Below are 17,416 nucleotides of genomic sequence, written 5' to 3'. Positions count from 1 at the left end.
GATGGTTTACGACCTGCTGATTCGTAATGCCAACGTGCTGGATGGCTCAGGCGCTGCTCATTTTCGTGCCGATGTGGCTATTCAGGGAGAGCGTATCTGCGCTATCGGCGCAATGCCCTATGCCACCGCAACGACGATTATCGATGCCAATGAGCGCTATCTATCCCCAGGCTTTATCGATGTGCATACCCACGACGATACCAACGTCATTCGTGTACCCGAAATGCTGCCAAAGCTGACCCAGGGAGTCACCACCGTAGTCGTAGGCAACTGCGGTATCAGCGCAAGCCCGGTGACACTGACCAGTGAAGTCCCCGATCCAATGAATTTACTGGGCAAGCTGGAGGATTTCCGCTATCCAAGCTTCGCCGATTACGCTAACGCCGTAGACGCCGCCTCGCCGAGTATTAACGTTGCCGCTTTGGTGGGGCATACCAGTCTGCGCAGCCAGGTAATGGATAACTTTGCCCGCCCCGCTTCTGCAGCAGAAATCGCCAAAATGGAAACCCTGCTTCGCCAAGCGCTTGAGGAAGGCGCGCTGGGACTGAGCTCTGGGCTTGCCTACCGGAATGCGATACAGGCGCCGACCAGCGAAATGGCTCCCCTGGTAGCAGCCGTCGGCAAGTCAGGCGGTGTTTATACAACACACCTTCGTGATGAGTTTGCGGGCCTGCTGGGGGCCATGGACGAAGCGTTTACCACCGCTCGTGATGGCCAAGTGCCGCTAGTGATCTCGCATCTTAAATGCGCCGGCGCTGGCAATTGGGGCGGTGCAAGCAAGGCACTGAGTAGACTGGAAGCAGCCGCCCAACACCAACATGCCCATTGCGACTGCTACCCCTACACCGCAGGCTCCTCCACTCTCGACCTGGGCCAGGTAACGGACGAAATAGAGATCACCATTACCTGGTCGACCCCTCATCCGGAGCAGGCGCGTCGCCCGTTAAAAGAGATCGCCGCCGAGTGGGGGATATCCCTACTAGACGCTGCTAGGCAGCTACAGCCGGCGGGGGCGGTTTACCACAACATGAGCGAAGCGGATATGCAGCAGGTGTTAGCGCATCCGCTCTCCATGGTCGGTTCCGATGGATTACCGAACGACCCGCACCCCCACCCACGCCTTTGGGGGGCGTTTCCGCGTGTGCTGGCCCACTACAGCCGCGATTTAAAGCTAATGCCGCTGGCCGAAGCGGTGCGCAAAATGACCAGCCTTTCAGCGGCTAATTTTGGCTTAACGGATCGCGGTGTAATTCGGGTAGGCGCCTATGCAGACCTCACCCTGTTTGATCTCGCGGTGTTGGAAGATACGGCGAATTACGAAGTCCCGATTGCGGCGGCTAAAGGCATCGACTTGGTTGTAGTGAACGGCAGCATCGCCTATCACCAAGGCGAAATTTCAGACCAGCGCGCTGGCAGGATGCTGCGCAGAACAGAGCGCATTGCTCAATCGATCCCCACCTTTCAACCCAACCAGGAGAAAACATCATGAGCATTACACGATACGGCACGGAAGGTGGCGTAGGCACCGGCGGTCAGAAGCTGCCCTTTGCCCGCGCCGTAGAGGCAGGTGGCTGGCTATACGTCTCCGGACAAACACCCATGACCGACGGCGAAGTCGTTGAAGGCGGCATTGTTGAGCAGACCCGCCTCGCCTTCGATAACTGTCTGGCCATTATGCAAGAAGCCGGTTACGGCGTTGAAGACGTCGTGCATGTCACCACCGTGCTCACCGATGCGCGCTATTTCACCTCGTTCAACAAGGTGTTTAAGGAGGTCTTCGGCGACAACCCACCGGCACGCATCTGCAGCGTTCAAGACCTGGTGGTGGATTGCAAAGTAGAGGTTGACGTGAAGTGTTTCAGAGCGGATCGCGTTTAAACACCGGCTCTAAAAAAAGCGCCGCGCCCCGGCAAGGGCGCAGCGCCAGATTACCGCGTGATTAGGATAAAAAAAGCCCCGCGGCAATCGCTTCCATTGCCTACCTTCGGCCGCGGCAACGGCCGGATAAACAACGATAAGAGGTTAACATGAACAGCCAACTATTCCTTACCACCTTTGTGCTCTACATTGTCGCCATGATTGTGTTTGGCTGGTGGGTTTCAAGACACAAACGGGGCAGCGGCGACGACTTCCTACTCGGCGGGCGAAGCGTGCCGCTATTCCTTACCGTGGGTACTACAGTGGCGACCATGGTGGGCACCGGCTCCAGCATGGGCGCCGTTGGGTTCGGTTACGCCAACGGCTGGGCGGGTGCCTTATACGGGCTTGGAGGCGCCGTGGGTATTCTACTGCTCGCGGTCTGTTTTGCTCCCGTACGTAAACTTCGCTTTATGACCATGAGTGAGGAACTCGCCTATTACGTCGGTGCGAATCGGCTGGTACGTAATGTGGTCGCGCTACTTATCTATATCGCCTGTATAGGCTGGCTGGGAGCACATATTCTTGGCGGTGGTCTCTACCTCTCCTGGATGGCGGATATCGATCTAACCACCGCACGTATTCTGGTGGCGTTAGGCTTCGGTATTTACTGCGTGGTGGGAGGGTATTTTGCGGTTATCTGGACTGACACCATTCAAGCAGTCGTGCTGTTCGCTGGTTTTATCTTGATGGCAATATTGGCACTGATCGAGGTTGGCGGCTTCTCAGGCCTAACAGCAGGTATGGATGCGGGGGCCACTAGCTTTCTAGGTATTGGTCAAATTGGTGCGCTGCCAGCGCTGTCACTGGCTGCCGTCATTGCCATTGGCGTGCTTGCTACGCCCTCCTTTCGTCAGCGCATCTATTCAGGCAAATCAGTCAAATCGGTACGCCGCTCGTTTTTAATCACCGGTGTTCTTTACCTGGGCTTTTCGATCATTCCCGCGATTATTGGTATGGCCACCCACGCCCTTAACCCTGGGCTTGAAAATAGCAACTTCGCCTTCCCTTTCCTGGCCACGGAGATCATGCCGCTTGGGCTGGGTTTACTACTATTGGTAGCGGGCCTTTCCGCTACGATGTCTAGCGCGAGCTCCGATGCCATTGCCGGTGTTTCCACGCTGATTCGCGATCTGTATGTGCTGGCAACGGGCCGCACGCCCTCAGCGCGAAATGTAGTGCGCTTCTCGCGTATTGCGCTAGTGGCAACCATTGGTCTGGCGCTGCTGTTCGCGCTGGCCTCAGACAATGTCATCACCTACATCACCCGTATGATCTCGACGATTCTGTCAGGACTGTTTGTGAGTGCCATGCTGGGCCGTTTCTGGTCGCGTTATAACTGGCAGGGTGCCATTGCCACGCTAATTTGCGCCTCGGCGACCTCCTTAACGATTATTGCCAATAGCGACTGGACAGCCTTCTGGGGTAACCCAAGTATCCCCGCTGTGCTAGTAGCGCTGGTAGCGGGTGTGATTGTAAGCCTAGTGACGCCCGCCTCACGCGTGACTTCTGCCCAGGCACTGGCAATTCTTGACCAAGAGCGCAAGCGTATGGAGCAAGTGCCCGAACCGACTCTCACGAACGCTGAAGCGCCCGCTGCACCTCGCTAATCGTTAGCCATTAGTGCGCAATAAAAAACCCCACTGATTGAATCAATCAGTGGGGTTTTGAACTTAACGGGATTATAAGCCCGCTAGTGCCTCACGCAGCCCGCCCTGGGTTAGTGTTTGATATGCCACCAGCACCGCCTGTGCAAACGCATCGTCTTGTGCCAATGCGTTTGGCACCACATCGTCCATGGCTAAATAGGCCGCTACCAGCGCGCGGGGATCGCTACCATGCATCTGGTGCAGCTCTGCAAAGCGCTTGGCTAGCGGATCATCCACGGGATAACTATTTCCTTGTAGGTCTTGACTCGCGGTATAGCGAATCCAGGCCGCCACTCCCAGCGCCACGCAGGGCGAAGTTTGACCAGCGGCACTACGTTCCAGCGCGCCGGAAAGCCAGCGCTGAGGGAGCTTTTGGCTACCATCCATAGCGATCTGCTGCAGACGATGACGCAAACTGTCATTGGCAAAGCGTGCCAGCAGCGAGTCAGCATAAGCGTCTAAATCGATTCCCTCGGGCATCTCAAGCGTAGGCGCCGCTTCTTCAAGCATATAGCGGCGCAATAGCGCCCGAAGCTCGACGTGATTGATGCCGTCATAAACCGTTTCGATACCTGCAAGCGCGCCAAGATAGGCAAGCAAGGAGTGGCTGCCATTGAGCATGCGCAGCTTCATGGTTTCAAACGGCGCCACATCTGCCACCATCTCAACCCCCTCAGCTTCCCAGCCGGGTCGCCCCTGGGGGAAGTTATTTTCAACCACCCACTGCGTGAACGCTTCGCATACCACGGCGTTTGGATCGGTAACGCCCAGTGCCGCTAAGCGCTCAAAATCGGCGTCGGTCATCGCAGGGACGATGCGATCCACCATGCTGCAGGGAAACGCCACTTCTCTGGCAATCCAACTGGCCAATGCTGCGTCTCGATGCTCGGCCAGTTGGACCACCGCTTGGCGTGTTCGCTTACCGTTATCCGGCATGTTGTCGCAAGAGAGCACGGTAAAGGGAGCAAGACCAGCCTCACGCCGCTGAGCCAACGCTTCTACCAATAGTCCAGGGGCAGTTCGCGGCTGTTGGGGCGAGGCCATATCGCCGATGATCATGGGGTCATCGATTTTTAACTCACCGCTCGCGGGGTTTAAAAAGTAGCCCTTCTCAGTGACTGTTAACGTAACAACACGGGTATCCTCAGAGGCCATTCGCGCCAGTAGCGCCTCTCGGTCTCGGCCCCAGCTATCCATACCTTCGTCCGCGCCATCACGGCCCGAGAATAGCGTCTCTTCAATAACGCCAATTTCACGCAGCGTGACGCTGTCACTATCGGCGTACTCCGCTACATGATAGCGCTGCCCTGCCGCACGTAAGCCGTCGACTAAACCAACGCTAGAGCGTAAATTCGCGCTGCAAACGCCCCACTCACCATCGCCACTGCGTTGACGATAACGTTCTAAATAGACCGCTTGGTGGGCGCGGTGAAAAGCGCCTAACCCCAGATGGACAATCCCGATCCGACCACTTCTTGGCTTTGCTTCAATAAGCTTTGGAGCCATCATCAACTACTCTCCCATCAGCAAGTTAGGCAACCAAAGCGAAATCGCGGGGACATAGGTCACCAACAACAGTACCGCCAAGTTGCACAGTAAAAAAGGCACGATGGCTTTTGCCACCGTCAACATAGGTAGCTTGCCAATCCCCGCTACCACGAATAGGCAGACCCCCACCGGCGGGGTTGTCAGCCCAATCATCAGGTTCAACACCGCGATTACCGCAAAGTGAACCGGATCGACACCCACGCCAGTGGCGACTCCCACCAAGGCCGGGAAAAGAATAATCAGCGCGGCAATGGTCTCCATAAAAGCGCCAACAAACAAAAGAATCAGGTTAAGGATGAGTAAGACAATGAGCGGGTTATCGCTAATGGAGAGAATCAGTGAGGCTATCATCTGAGGGATCTGCTCACTGGTGAGTATCCAGCCAAACAGGTTGGCTAACCCCACCATCAGCAGTAGTGCCGAAGAGGTTAATACGGTGTCTGACAAAATCGCCGGAAGCTTTTTCCACGACAGGCCTTTATACACATACATGACGACGACCAAGGCATAGAGGCAAGCCACAATAGAAGCTTCGGTAGGGGTAAAGAACCCGCCGATAATGCCATAGAGAATAATCACGGTCATCAGCAGTGCCCAGAAGGCCGTTTTGGCTTCGCGCAGCAGCTGCAAAAACGGTACCCGCTGCTCTTTGGGATATCCACGCCGAACGGCCAGGATATACACCGTAATCATCATGGCGAGGCCCATTAGAAGCCCCGGTACGGCACCTGCCAGGAACATCCGTCCGACCGAAATCCCGCTGAGCGAACCGGCAATGATCATGGGTACGCTGGGCGGTATAATCGGCCCAACGGTTGACGAGGCGGCGGTAACCGCAGCAGCAAACGGCTTGTCATAGCCTGAGCGAGCCATACCGGGAATCATCACCGAACCGATGCTGGCTGAATCTGCAACCGCCGTGCCGGAGATACCACCGAAAATCATCGACCCTGCCACATTGGCCAAGCCAAGACCGCCGCGAATGTGGCCTAACAGAGCATTGGAAAAACGCACAATATGATCAGTGATATTGCCCACGTTCATTAAATTGCCGGCCAGCACAAAGCCGGGAATACACAGCAGCACGAAGGTGTCGATACCCGCATACATGCGCTGCGGCACGATGGTTAATGAAATGCCTTCAAGCAGCAGATAAGAGAGCGAGGCTAACCCCAGCGCAAACGCAATGGGCATTCCCACCAAGAGCAAAACCAAGAAAACGCTAAAGAGGATAATAACTTCCATGCTTACGACTCCGGAAGGGAGGCAGAGGAGCGACACATTGCGATAATTCCCTCAAGACACCCCAGCAAGCTGTAAACCAGGAGAAGCGCAAAGGTGACTACCGTTGAGAAAAAGATATACAGCATGGGAACATGCAGCGTTGGCGAGGTTTGCCAAGCGCCGTTTTGCGCATACTGCCAGGCGTAAGGCAGCACCAAAAAGGCAAACAGCCCAATCAGCGCACAGATCAACACTTGAAAGGCTGCCTGTATGCGTGGGCCCAGTAGATGATGGAAAAGCTCAACGCTGATGTTTCGGTTCTGTCGCAGCACCACACCAACAGATAGTGCCACCATATAAATAAACAGATAACGCGAGAGTTCTTCGGTCCAGGCTATCGAAAACGGCAAAAATAGCCGTGAACAAATTTGCAGCAGTACCGTAGCGGCAATCGCAATCAGCGCCGTAACGGCCAACGTCAGAAAGCACGTGTCCACCCAGCCAATCATGCGCCCAATGGGGCCTTTAAATTTAGGCACCGCCGACATTGAATCCAGACTCTCCAACGCTTGCTGTTCAAGCGCTTTGTGATCCGAGTTCATAACCGTATCCTCATGGGCAAGCTGCTTGTATCGTTAGAAAATGGACTGGCGCACGGCCAGCCCATCGTCATTATCAATTGACCACAAATCCAAACTTACAGGCCTTGGATAGCGTCAAAGAGTTCACGCTGCTCTTCGGTTAAGGCCTCCAGCACGGCGGGGCGAGCTTTCTCTGCGAACGCATCGACATCGACTTCCACGAACTCCATGCCACGCTCCTGTAGCGCTTGCTCAAGACGTGCTTGGTCATCAACGAAAAGCTCGGCTTGATACTCCTGCATCGTTTGAGCAGCGTCTCGCACCACTTGCTGAAGTTCTTCCGGCATACTTTCCAACTGGTTACGGCCAATCACCACGTAGATCCAGCTGCGCACATGGCCGGTCATGTTGAGGTAGTCCTGCACCTCATTAAAGCTGGCGCTTTCGATCAGACTAAGCGGGTTCTCTTGACCTTCCAGGGTATTTTGCTGCAGCGCAGTGAACACTTCGCTAAACGCCATTGGGGTTGGACGTGCCCCCATTGCCTGCCATGTATCAACGAATAGCGGCACGTTAGGAACGCGAAGACGTAACCCATCCAGCTCATCAGGCGTGCGGATAGGACGATTAGAGGTCAGCTCACGGGGGCCGCGCTCAAACCACGCCAAAGGTACCAGGTTAGTGCGTTCAGTGATTTGCGCTTCAATCTCAGCACCAATATCGCCGTTAACGGCGGCATGGAGGTGTTCGGAATCTCTAAAGGCGTACGGTACCGCCATCATCGCGGCTTTCGGCGCCCAGTTTTGTAAGCTTTCACCGGTGATGGTCATATCCGCTGTGCCCAGCTGGATACTATTGATCACGTCCATTTCGTTGCCAAGCTGCTCACTGGGGTAGAGGCGTACTTCGATCTGCCCGTCAGAGTTTGCTTCGACCTCCTGCTTAAATTTCTCGGCGGCCTGGTGCCAAATGTTCTGCTCATTGGCTAAATGGCCAAAACGCAGGGTAAAGTCTGCCGCCATTAGTGAGTGACTGCCTAGCATGGCGGCCCCAAGAACAGCGCTGGTGATAAGTTGCTTGATCATTGTCTTTCTCCTGCACACGGGTGTTGTTAGTTGTTTATTGCAGCTATTAATTTCGCGTGGGTTGGCGTGGGTTGGAGTAGCACCCCTCAAGCACTGATTTGAATCAGCACCTTGCGGGCCTCTTCTGGCCGGTGATCAAGCATGTCGATGGCGCTGGGCATGTCGCTTAGCGGCAACCGGTGGCTGACTAACGCCAACGGATCCAACTGCCCACTTGCCATTAGCTTTAGCACCTCCGGAAACTTACGGTTGTTGAGCCGCGACCCGACCAGGGTCAGCTCTTTCTTAATCACCTCTAACTGCACTAGTTCGCTGGGCTGAACGCTAAAGCCCAGTAGACCAATGCGCCCTGCTGGCGACGCTAAACGCAGCATTTGCGGTAACAGCGCTGGCACGCAGGCCGCATCGGCAATCAGCGGTACGCCTTCCCCCTGGGTTAAGGCAAGCACCTCTTTTTCCACATCCTGCTCGCGGCTATTAAAGACCTGCGTTGCCCCAAGCTGTTTTGCCGCCACTAATCGCTCGTTAATAACGTCAGTGACGATGACCTCTTCAATCCCCTTGGCCAGGGCCATTTGCAGGATCGTAAGGCCGATAACGCCGGCGCCCAGAATCATTAGTCGATCACCAGGGTGCGGCTGCATACGATCAAGTACGTTGGCGGCAATGGTATAAGGCTCAACTAAGGCAGCGGCGTCTAGCCCGATATGCTCAGGTAGGTGGTGTACGTTAGCCGCGGGTACGGCCACAAACTCTTCAAAACCACCATCGCGATGCACACCAATCACTTCAAGCGAACTGCACACGTTGGGACGGCCAATCCGACAGGGGTAGCACTCACCACAGCTGATAACAGGGTCAATGCACACGCGATCCCCAACGGCTACGTCAGCCACGCCTTCCCCTACCGCCTCCACTACCCCGGCGAACTCATGGCCGGTGATGCGCGGAAAGCGCACAAAGGCGTTGTCGCCATGGATAATGTGCATATCCGAGCCGCAGATACCGGCAAATGCTACGCGTACCAACGCTTCACCAGCGGCCACCTTGGGCGGATCAACTTCCGCGACCTGGTAGTCATGGGGCGCCTTTACCTGGAATGCTTTCATCTAGATGAACTCCTTCACCAGTGCCACAAGGTGCCGTCTTCTAACCGGTTCACCGGCAGGCTGGCGCGCTTATAGGGGTATTGCTTGGCTAACTGTTCATCGATATCAACACCATGCCCCGGCTTTTCACCAACGATGAAATGCCCGTCCTCAAAGCGATAATCGTGGGGGAATACCTCGTCAGTGGCGCTGGTATGCGGCATATACTCCTGGATGCCGAAGTTGGGTACCCAGGTGTCAAAGTGAATCGCCGCCCCCAAGCAAACCGGCGAAAGATCCGTTGGCCCGTGGAAGCCGGTACGCACATGGTAAAGACCCGCCAAATCGGCAATGCGCCGTACGTGGGTGATCCCCCCGGCGTGGGTTAAAGTGGCGCGTATATAGTCGATCCACTGATTCTCGATCAACGCTTTGGCGTCAAACAGGCTGTTAAAGACTTCGCCTACGGCCAGCGGCGTGGTGGTGTGCTGGCGGATAAGACCAAACGCCTCCTGATTTTCAGCCGGTACGCAGTCTTCGAGCCAAAAGAGATGGTAGGGCTCCACTTCTTTACCTAAGCGAGCAGCTTCAATGGGCGTCAGGCGGTGATGAACATCGTGTAACACGTGCAAATCATCGCCGAAGCGCTCACGTACGGCGGCAAATAGTTTAGGCACATGGTTTAAGTATTTACTGGTACTCCACACATGCTCTGCGGGCAAATCAGAATCTGCAGGTTCATAGGGCTCACCCTCTTTTTTGGCGACACCATAGATGCTGGCAATGCCTGGCACACCAGCTTGAACGCGTACCGCTCTGTAGCCTTCATCCACATGGCGGGCGACCTCTTCCAGACATGCTTCAATATCACGCCCTGTCGCATGACCGTAGACCATCACCCGATCGCGACTCTTACCACCCAACAGCTGGTAAAGCGGCATACCCGCAAGCTTTGCTTTGATGTCCCATAGGGCTACGTCCACTGCTGCAATAGCCGTCATCGTTACTGGCCCACGCCGCCAGTAAGCGCCGCGATACAGAAAGTGCCAGATATCTTCAATGCGGCTAGCATCGCGACCAATTAATGTTGGTAACACATGTTCTTCCAGGTAAGCGACCACCGACAGCTCGCGGCCATTTAATGTGGCATCGCCGATCCCATACACTCCTGATTCGGTAACAATTTTCAGCGTGACAAAGTTGCGGCCTGGGGACGTTACGATTAAATATGCATCGCTAATGATCATGGTAAATCCATCACAAGAAGTAAAAAGAAGTTAACGCTCAAATAGGTAGCGCTGCACATTGTGGTAGCACACCGCACGAACCAGCTCGCCGACCCGGTCAATATCGTTGGGTAACTCGCCGCGGGTCATTTGAGCCCCCAGCATTTGGCAAAAAATACGCCGAAAATACTCATGACGAGAAAACGATAGAAGGCTACGAGAATCAGTCAGCATGCCTACAAAGTGGCGCAGCAAACCAAACTGCATCTGGGTAGTTAGCTGGCGTTCCATGCCATCACGCTGGTCGTTAAACCACCATGCGGCTCCAAACTGCACTTTTCCGGGGATTCCATCACCTTGAAAGGAACCGGCCAGCCCAGCGAGCATTTCGTTATCCCGCGGGTTGAGGTTATAAAGCACGGTGCGCGGCAGTTGATGCTGGCTATCCAGCGCATCCAACAGCGCCGCTAAAGGTTCTGCGTAGGTGATATCGCCAATCGCATCGAAACCACTGTTAGCGCCTATGTCACGACGCCCCCGCTGGCTTAAATCGCGCAAAGCGCCAATGTGAAGCTGCATGACCCAGCCCCGGCGTGCATACTCCTTGCCGAGCCATAGCAGCACTGCTGTGGTAAAGCCGTGCACTTCATCACTGCTCAGTTCATTTCCGCGCTTTCTGCGGTCGAGTATCCGATCCAGCTCATAAGCTGCAGGAGGCTCAACAAAAACGGGCTGCTCAAGGCTATGATCGGAAAGGCAGCAACCTAAACTTTCGAAATGTTCGAGACGCTGGTACAGAGCAGCCAGCAAATCATCGAAACGCTGTATCGTCACGCCACTGGCAACTTCGAGCGTAGCGAGATAATCGACAAACGCTGGCTGTTCTATTTTGAGAACCGCATCAGCTCGAAATGTCGGCAGCATAGTCGGCCCAGTGTTCGCCTTTGCGTGCCGTTGATGGGTTTCCAAGCTATCCACAGGATCATCCGTGGTACAAATAGTACGCACGTTAAAGCGCTCCAGGATCCCTTGAGCACTAAGCTGTGGAGCTGTTAGCCGCTGTTTAGATAGGTGCCATATCTCCTCAGCTGTCTGTGCAAAGAGGAGAATATTGTCGATCCCTAACGGCTTCTTCAGCTCAAGATGAGTCCAATGATAGAGTGGGTTGCCTAAGCAGTCGGGTACGGTTTCCGCCCATGCTTGAAAGCGTTCTCGGTCACTGACATCTCCGGTTATACGCTGCTCAGCAACACCCGCGCAGCGCATTGCACGCCATTTATAGTGATCCCCTTTTAGCCATAGCTGGGTTAAATTATCGAACTGGGTATTATGAGCTATTTCGACTGGATCTAAGTGCGAGTGATAATCGCAAATCGGCATGATCGCTGCGTGCTCATGATAAAGCCGTTGGGCTGCTTCATTTTCTAACAGAAAGTCTTTGCCCATGAACTCAACATTATCATTAAACTTCATCATCGCTCCTTCATTATGAGAGTGTCATAGGCAGATTTAGCCCAGTAGTAAATTAGGCAAAAACAGCACTACATTGGGGAAGAAGAGAATGCCCAGCACAACCACAAATACAGCAAAGGCAAAAGGCAGTAACTCACGGCTATACTCATAAAAAGAGCATCGTAATATTCCGCACACGGTATACATTGAAATACCCACAGGAGGCGTCATGCCACCAAACGTAACCAGCGTCATCATTAACAGCCCAAAATGAACAGGATCAACACCTGCGGCTTTAATAACGGGCACCAAGATGGGGGTTAACAACATGACAACAACCGTGGCTTCTAACAACATACCTAGAAAAACAAGTATTACGGAAACTGCCAGCAACAGTGTTATATGACTAGAGAATACGCCGAGTGTTAGCTCTGCTATTGTTTGCGGCACCCTTTCGAAAGAGACGACATAACCAATAATGCCTGAGAACATAATAATCAGCATTATCATGCCAATATCTCTTACGCTGGCACGCATGGCATTAAGTATCTCTTTCATACCCATTTCTCGGTGTATGACACAGCCCACCAACAAGGCATAAGCAACCGCAAAAGCACCTGCTTCGGAGGGGGTAAAAAGTCCATAGCGAATACCCACCAAGAGCCATACGGGGAAGAGAATTGCCCAGATACTGCCACGTAGGGCCTTAAGCACTTCACGGCCGGTGGGTAACCGTTCCCTTACTGGCTGATAGCCCCGTCGTTTAGCCATGATGTAAGTGGTCAGCATCAGCGCCACCATTAGCAAGAAGCCCGGCACGAGGCCTGCGATAAATAGCCGCCCTATCGAAACTTCGCCAAGATAGCCGTAAAGGATCAATCCGATACTCGGTGGAATGGTCGCAGTAATCAGCCCCCCAATAGAGAGCACCGCCCCAGTAAACCCCGCTGAATAGCCTCCCTTGATCATGCTTTTTCCCAGCACCCTGGATTGCATTGCGGCATCCGCCACGGCAGAACCGGAAACCCCGCCCATTAAGGTGCTCAACACGATACTTGCCTGGGCTAAACCACCGCTCATCCATCCTGCTAATAGAGTAGAAAGGTGAACCAAACGGGGAGTAATACCGCTGGCGTTCATTAAATGGCCGATGAAAATAAACAACGGCACAGCTAATAGTGGAAATGATTGCGTCGAAGATACAATGCGCTGGACGGCAATGCTTGTCGGTAAAAATGTTTCTGGCAATAAGAAATAGGAGAAACCCGCAATTCCAATAGCAAAGGCAACGGGCATACCTATCGCCATGAGAAGCAGGCCGAATCCTAATAACAGAGCTGCCGTCATAGCGCCTCCTCCACAATGTCATCATCGTCAACAACCAAACTCCCGATGACGCCCTTAGCGAACAAGCGGCGTACCAGTGAAAGCATCATTAACAATGCCCCGACAGGAAGTGCCAGAGTGATATACCCATAACTAAGTCCTGCCACTCCCATGGGACGCTGCCAGTTTGAAGCTGCTAGAACGAAGCCATACCAGATTAAAAGAGCCAGAAAGAGCATCATCATCCCAACACATAGGCCGGTAATCATGAGCTGTAACTTAAGAGGTAAACGAATGACAAGGGCATCAATTCGCACCTGGCCTCCCTGGCGCAGGGTAATATCAGCCCCTAATACAGCAGTCCAAATAAACAAAAATTGTGCAAGCTCAGCGCCCCCTGCAAAAGGATTTCCTATTGCCCTAGCCGTTGAGCTAACTAACATGGTGAGAGAGGTACCACCGAGTAGCATAATAGCCAGCCACTCCTCACCTTTATCGTACCAATGCCACATACAGCATTCCTCGCCCTATACGGGCATCCGGACAGTTAAGTAATAGCAAAGAGGAAAAAAGAGAAGCCTCTGCCCTAATGGGCAAAGGCTGAGACTCACTCTGAAGAAAGCAATTGATCACGATACTGGTTGTAACCTAGCTCTTCATAAACGCTGCCCATTCGATCTCTGAATACGCCCATATCCACTTGAGAAAACGTAACGCCCTCCGCTACCATCCGCGCGCGCACTGAGGCTTGAGCCGCTGCGGTTGCTTGACTAGCAGCTTCACCAGCTTTTAGCAGTTCTTCATCAAGAATAGAGCGCAGCTCATCAGGTAATGCTTGATACCACTGTTCAGAAGTCGCAATACCGGTCATCAAATGAATATGGTTTGTTAGTGCCACATGAGTAATAACTTCATGCAGATTTTGGCCTTCAGCGGCGGTTAGTTGTGCTTCAGCCCCGTCGATCGACCCTAGCTGTAGCGCTGAGTAAACTTCTGACCAAGGCAGCGGTGTTGGAGTAGCGCCCATCGCTTCGACGGTTTTCACCCATACTGGTGAGTTGATAGTCCGCACACGCACACCACTCAAATCATCAGGTGTCTTCACTTCATTTTGAGTCAGCATCTGCCGTGACCCTTGAAACCAGTTATAATTGAGTAATCGTAAACCACTGGTTTCTGCCATACTTTCGACCCAATCAAGGTAAAGCGGAGATGTTGTGATTTGGTCATAATCACGATAGTCTTCAACTAAATAAGGGGCACTTAAGATACCCAACTCAGGTTGATACTCTGATAAACGCCCCGCATCGACTAAGATCGCGATATTGGCACCACTACGAATTTGTTCGATCACGTCTTCGTCAGAACCAAGCTGGCTGTTTGGGAAAATCTGAATGGTCAGCTCTCCCTCTGAGCGCTCATCAATCGCCTCTTTAGCGCTCTCCATCGCCTGAGCAATGGGATCCTGAGGACTCAACGCAATTGAGACATTAAGCTGGTAAGCAGCGTGAGCCGAATGGCTTGCGACAACCAATGCAACAGCAGGCAGTAATTTTGTGAGTTTCATGTAGGGCTCCTAAAGACATCTATTTATTGTTGATAATTCACCAGCCAGTTCTGGCTGGATCTACTCCATGCAACTTGTGCAGCGTTGTTGTACTCATTAGTGGGTTTTATATAGTTAGCGCATGAACATTCATGCTCACACCTTCAAACAGCTCCGGAAAGCGATGCTCTAATTCAGGCAGAGAGTGGAGTATTTCACATTGATGAATACTCATTGCCTGAACTGCCGCGTCAGTATCTCCAGCAGATATCGCATCCACGATGGCCTGATGCTGATCGGCCAATTTCGGAATAGGCGTAGAATCAGGAATACTCAAATACCGTACTCTGTCTAATTGTGCTTTGACGTCTTCAATCACATTCCACGCCATGGTTTGTCCCGTAGCCAATGCCAAGGTGCGATGAAACATTTCATCAAGAAAGAAGAAGCGGTCATGGTCTTGTCGCTCGATGCAGCTACGCTGTCGATCAATAAGCTCGTTAAGCTCCATTAGCACGCCAGACTGAAGGGGTTGCTTGGTGGCTTCGCGTACGATTGACACCTCAAGCGACTCACGAATAAATCGTGCCTCTAGCACCGCTTGGCGCGAAATGCGTACAACATAGGTTCCCCTTTGAGGGCGAACTTCCACCAAGCCTGACTCTGAGAGCCTTATGAAAGCTTCCCGCACTGGCTGACGGCTCACCGAAAAAGTGTCGGCAAGCTCCTTTTCCGATAGCGCCTGCCCCGGCGCCAGTACCATCTGAATAATCGACTGCCTCAGCACATGAAATAGCCGTTGGCGAACCGATTCCCCTTCGTGGGTTCCCTGCCAAAGCGTTTGTAATGTCGTGTGCATTGCACCTGATCCTAATTAGAGAAGCCCGAGACGATAGCGTCAGAAGCTGATATGACTAGTATGGTAGTTGAATTGAGATAAAAAAAGGCTCATCGCTATACCCTTTAGTCGCATGTCGCGCCGGACATCTAATAGCCAACTTCTTAGCTGGTTCTGAGAAATATCTTACATAACCTCTCGGTTTAGCGTATTTTTTGAACTTTGAGCTGTAATAAAATCGGCATTCAAACGCGAGTATTTAGCAGACGAATCACCTAAAATGGTTTGAGACAAACGACTGAATACTGCCCAATACGGCAATTGCCATGGATGGCTCACGGCTGCTGCAAGCTAAATACGCGTAAGGAGAGAATAATGCAGGCCATCCAGGCAAAGGATAATTCGAAAGACCTGGTCTTAACGACAGAATTACCGTTATTTTTGATAGCTGATCTACTCAAGTGTCCAAACTTACCTACCCTCCCTGCTGTCGCCGTTAACGTTTTAAAAGTGGCGCGTACTGAGCATCCGTCGGTAAACGACTACGCCAATGCTATCGAGCGTGATCCTGCCTTGAGCATGCGTATCATTACCCTTGCCAATAGCGCTTTTTTCTCACGTAGTCATATAAAGGTACATGCGTGCCAAGAAGCAACGGCACGTTTGGGGTTAGACACCACGCTGGCAGCGGTAATGAGCTTCAGCCTGCTTCAAAACAGAGGTATTGACGCCCATTACCAGCGGGTATGGATGCGCTCTATCATCGCCTCGTTAGCAGCACGACACCTTGCCATACAGCTTTGCCCGGACATGGCGGGGCCCGTTTTCACTGCCGCCTTACTACAAGACATTGGCATCATGGCTTTAAGGGCGACATACCCTAAAGAGAGCAATGAGTTGTATGCTGAAGCCGCACTCTCTCATCGACAGTTATCCGAGTCGGAACAGCGCCTTTTTGGCTGCGATCACTCTCAAGTAGGTGCTTGGCTTGCTGCCAAATGGGGTGTTCCAACACCGCTCGCTCAGCGTATCTGCGATAGCCACAATGAGTACGACATTACCGCCGCCGATAGGCTTTGCATTCAGCTGTCTGGGCCCATCGCCGACGCCTGGCTCTCTTCACATCCTGCACAGTCGCTCGTCGCCGTGGTACGAGAGTTTGAAACCTACCAGGGCGCCCATGCGATCTCATTACGGCTTTTGTTAGAGAATATTCAGGAACAGTTGCCAGCGCTGGCGGACATGCTGCAAATGACGGCCCCCCCTTTGCAGGATAACGAATCGTTGCTTGCCGAGGCTCAACAACTGCTGTTCCAACAGACGTTACAGCTCAAAGCGCGCTTTGAAACGCAACAAGTAGAGCTCGCCTCCCTGCGTCAACGACAAGATGAGTTAGAAGAGCGTTCACGAACCGATATGCTCACCGGTCTTGCCAACCGATCCTGGCTTGAAGAGCAGATGCATAAGCGCTTTGCCTTATGCCAGGAACAGTCTCGCATCATGTCAGTGGTATTTATTGACCTTGACCACTTTAAGAAGCTCAACGATCAATACGGCCACCAAATGGGCGACAACGTGCTGCAAAAATTCGGCAAAACGCTGCAGTCGCTTATTCGTGAAGGCGATCTTGCGGGGCGCTGGGGAGGCGAAGAGTTCCTGGTCATTTTGCCAGATGAAGATGCCCAGGCAGCTCAAGTATTCGCCAAACGTATTGCCCAGCGTTTAGAAAAAACGCCCATGGCTCACAACGACCAGCACCCTATCTATGTCTCCGTTTCGATTGGCATTGCCTGCCTGAACGACGGCGGATTTGGCGATGCGGGCGAGCTTATTGATGCCGCGGATAAAAGTATGTATTTCATTAAACGCACGGGCAGGGGTGGAATAGCAGTATATGGGGAGCGCGGCGCGCCAGGGGCTCCAAACTAGCATCAAC

Annotated in this window: 15 protein-coding genes; 4 read left to right on the top strand and 11 right to left on the bottom strand. The window is 53.0% G+C overall.

Translation table 11 applies throughout. From position 1 onward, the window contains the following. Nucleotide 1 precedes the first annotated feature (1 nt). The 3 genes from RO22_RS07755 to RO22_RS07745 all read left to right on the top strand — a co-directional run bounded on the left by RO22_RS07755 (nucleotide 2) and on the right by RO22_RS07745 (nucleotide 3,527). Complete coding sequence (locus tag RO22_RS07755; protein WP_041157993.1) at nucleotides 2–1,489, top strand: N-acyl-D-amino-acid deacylase family protein; 1,488 nt, start codon at nucleotides 2–4, stop codon at nucleotides 1,487–1,489. After that, the gene (locus RO22_RS07750) at nucleotides 1,486–1,878 is read left to right on the top strand and encodes a RidA family protein (RefSeq protein ID WP_035578133.1); all 393 of its coding nucleotides are present in this window, start codon (nucleotides 1,486–1,488) and stop codon (nucleotides 1,876–1,878) included. Before RO22_RS07755 ends, RO22_RS07750 begins: the two co-directional genes overlap by 4 nt. 149 nt (nucleotides 1,879–2,027) lie before the next feature. Continuing rightward, complete coding sequence (locus tag RO22_RS07745; protein ID WP_041157992.1) at nucleotides 2,028–3,527, top strand: sodium:solute symporter family protein; 1,500 nt, start codon at nucleotides 2,028–2,030, stop codon at nucleotides 3,525–3,527. 72 nt (nucleotides 3,528–3,599) lie between these two features. Here RO22_RS07745 and RO22_RS07740 read toward each other — a convergent pair whose 3' ends face one another. The 11 genes from RO22_RS07740 to RO22_RS07690 form a co-directional block, all read right to left on the bottom strand. Beyond that, nucleotides 3,600–5,075 (bottom strand): mannitol dehydrogenase family protein, encoded by a 1,476-nt coding sequence (locus RO22_RS07740; protein ID WP_041157991.1) that lies wholly within the window; start codon nucleotides 5,073–5,075, stop codon nucleotides 3,600–3,602. 3 nt (nucleotides 5,076–5,078) lie between these two features. Continuing rightward, nucleotides 5,079–6,359, bottom strand: a complete 1,281-nt coding sequence (locus tag RO22_RS07735; RefSeq protein WP_041157990.1) for a TRAP transporter large permease — start codon at nucleotides 6,357–6,359, stop codon at nucleotides 5,079–5,081. 2 nt (nucleotides 6,360–6,361) lie between these two features. Further along, nucleotides 6,362–6,940, bottom strand: a complete 579-nt coding sequence (locus RO22_RS07730; protein ID WP_041157989.1) for a TRAP transporter small permease — start codon at nucleotides 6,938–6,940, stop codon at nucleotides 6,362–6,364. A 95-nt stretch (nucleotides 6,941–7,035) separates the two neighbouring features. Beyond that, nucleotides 7,036–8,004 (bottom strand): TRAP transporter substrate-binding protein, encoded by a 969-nt coding sequence (locus tag RO22_RS07725; RefSeq protein WP_041157988.1) that lies wholly within the window; start codon nucleotides 8,002–8,004, stop codon nucleotides 7,036–7,038. A gap of 86 nt (nucleotides 8,005–8,090) precedes the next feature. After that, nucleotides 8,091–9,113, bottom strand: a complete 1,023-nt coding sequence (locus RO22_RS07720) for a Zn-dependent oxidoreductase (RefSeq protein ID WP_009287704.1) — start codon at nucleotides 9,111–9,113, stop codon at nucleotides 8,091–8,093. 14 nt (nucleotides 9,114–9,127) lie between these two features. Then, nucleotides 9,128–10,339 (bottom strand): D-mannonate dehydratase ManD, encoded by a 1,212-nt coding sequence (manD, locus tag RO22_RS07715; RefSeq protein ID WP_041157987.1) that lies wholly within the window; start codon nucleotides 10,337–10,339, stop codon nucleotides 9,128–9,130. A gap of 30 nt (nucleotides 10,340–10,369) precedes the next feature. Beyond that, nucleotides 10,370–11,791 (bottom strand): glucuronate isomerase, encoded by a 1,422-nt coding sequence (gene uxaC / locus RO22_RS07710; protein WP_041157986.1) that lies wholly within the window; start codon nucleotides 11,789–11,791, stop codon nucleotides 10,370–10,372. A 36-nt stretch (nucleotides 11,792–11,827) separates the two neighbouring features. Further along, complete coding sequence (locus tag RO22_RS07705; protein WP_041157985.1) at nucleotides 11,828–13,117, bottom strand: TRAP transporter large permease; 1,290 nt, start codon at nucleotides 13,115–13,117, stop codon at nucleotides 11,828–11,830. Next, nucleotides 13,114–13,608 (bottom strand): TRAP transporter small permease, encoded by a 495-nt coding sequence (locus RO22_RS07700; RefSeq protein WP_041157984.1) that lies wholly within the window; start codon nucleotides 13,606–13,608, stop codon nucleotides 13,114–13,116. Before RO22_RS07700 ends, RO22_RS07705 begins: the two co-directional genes overlap by 4 nt. Nucleotides 13,609–13,703: 95 nt before the next feature. Continuing rightward, nucleotides 13,704–14,663, bottom strand: coding sequence for a C4-dicarboxylate TRAP transporter substrate-binding protein (locus RO22_RS07695; RefSeq protein WP_009287701.1), 960 nt, complete (start codon nucleotides 14,661–14,663; stop codon nucleotides 13,704–13,706). Nucleotides 14,664–14,769: 106 nt separating this feature from the next. Beyond that, nucleotides 14,770–15,501 (bottom strand): GntR family transcriptional regulator, encoded by a 732-nt coding sequence (locus tag RO22_RS07690; protein ID WP_027959012.1) that lies wholly within the window; start codon nucleotides 15,499–15,501, stop codon nucleotides 14,770–14,772. 354 nt (nucleotides 15,502–15,855) lie between these two features. Here RO22_RS07690 and RO22_RS07685 point away from each other — a divergent pair, with 354 nt between their 5' ends. Beyond that, nucleotides 15,856–17,409 (top strand): GGDEF domain-containing protein, encoded by a 1,554-nt coding sequence (locus RO22_RS07685; RefSeq protein ID WP_035539125.1) that lies wholly within the window; start codon nucleotides 15,856–15,858, stop codon nucleotides 17,407–17,409. The last annotated feature ends 7 nt before the right edge of the window (nucleotides 17,410–17,416 follow it).

The organism is Halomonas sp. KHS3 (assembly GCF_000830495.1).
GTDB lineage: Bacteria > Pseudomonadota > Gammaproteobacteria > Pseudomonadales > Halomonadaceae > Vreelandella > Vreelandella titanicae.
The sequence above is the reverse complement of the archived record's forward strand: the minus strand, read 5'-3'. Positions and strand labels throughout refer to the sequence as shown.

What these genes read in the sequence shown, in the direction of transcription:
- RO22_RS07755 (WP_041157993.1), top strand. Translation starts at nt 2, where the DNA reads ATGGTTTACGACCTGCTGATTCGTAATGCCAACGTGCTGGATGGCTCA.
- RO22_RS07750 (WP_035578133.1), top strand. Translation starts at nt 1,486, where the DNA reads ATGAGCATTACACGATACGGCACGGAAGGTGGCGTAGGCACCGGCGGT.
- RO22_RS07745 (WP_041157992.1), top strand. Translation starts at nt 2,028, where the DNA reads ATGAACAGCCAACTATTCCTTACCACCTTTGTGCTCTACATTGTCGCC.
- RO22_RS07740 (WP_041157991.1), bottom strand. Translation starts at nt 5,075, where the DNA reads ATGATGGCTCCAAAGCTTATTGAAGCAAAGCCAAGAAGTGGTCGGATC.
- RO22_RS07735 (WP_041157990.1), bottom strand. Translation starts at nt 6,359, where the DNA reads ATGGAAGTTATTATCCTCTTTAGCGTTTTCTTGGTTTTGCTCTTGGTG.
- RO22_RS07730 (WP_041157989.1), bottom strand. Translation starts at nt 6,940, where the DNA reads ATGAACTCGGATCACAAAGCGCTTGAACAGCAAGCGTTGGAGAGTCTG.
- RO22_RS07725 (WP_041157988.1), bottom strand. Translation starts at nt 8,004, where the DNA reads ATGATCAAGCAACTTATCACCAGCGCTGTTCTTGGGGCCGCCATGCTA.
- RO22_RS07720 (WP_009287704.1), bottom strand. Translation starts at nt 9,113, where the DNA reads ATGAAAGCATTCCAGGTAAAGGCGCCCCATGACTACCAGGTCGCGGAA.
- manD (WP_041157987.1), bottom strand. Translation starts at nt 10,339, where the DNA reads ATGATCATTAGCGATGCATATTTAATCGTAACGTCCCCAGGCCGCAAC.
- uxaC (WP_041157986.1), bottom strand. Translation starts at nt 11,791, where the DNA reads ATGAAGTTTAATGATAATGTTGAGTTCATGGGCAAAGACTTTCTGTTA.
- RO22_RS07705 (WP_041157985.1), bottom strand. Translation starts at nt 13,117, where the DNA reads ATGACGGCAGCTCTGTTATTAGGATTCGGCCTGCTTCTCATGGCGATA.
- RO22_RS07700 (WP_041157984.1), bottom strand. Translation starts at nt 13,608, where the DNA reads ATGTGGCATTGGTACGATAAAGGTGAGGAGTGGCTGGCTATTATGCTA.
- RO22_RS07695 (WP_009287701.1), bottom strand. Translation starts at nt 14,663, where the DNA reads ATGAAACTCACAAAATTACTGCCTGCTGTTGCATTGGTTGTCGCAAGC.
- RO22_RS07690 (WP_027959012.1), bottom strand. Translation starts at nt 15,501, where the DNA reads ATGCACACGACATTACAAACGCTTTGGCAGGGAACCCACGAAGGGGAA.
- RO22_RS07685 (WP_035539125.1), top strand. Translation starts at nt 15,856, where the DNA reads ATGCAGGCCATCCAGGCAAAGGATAATTCGAAAGACCTGGTCTTAACG.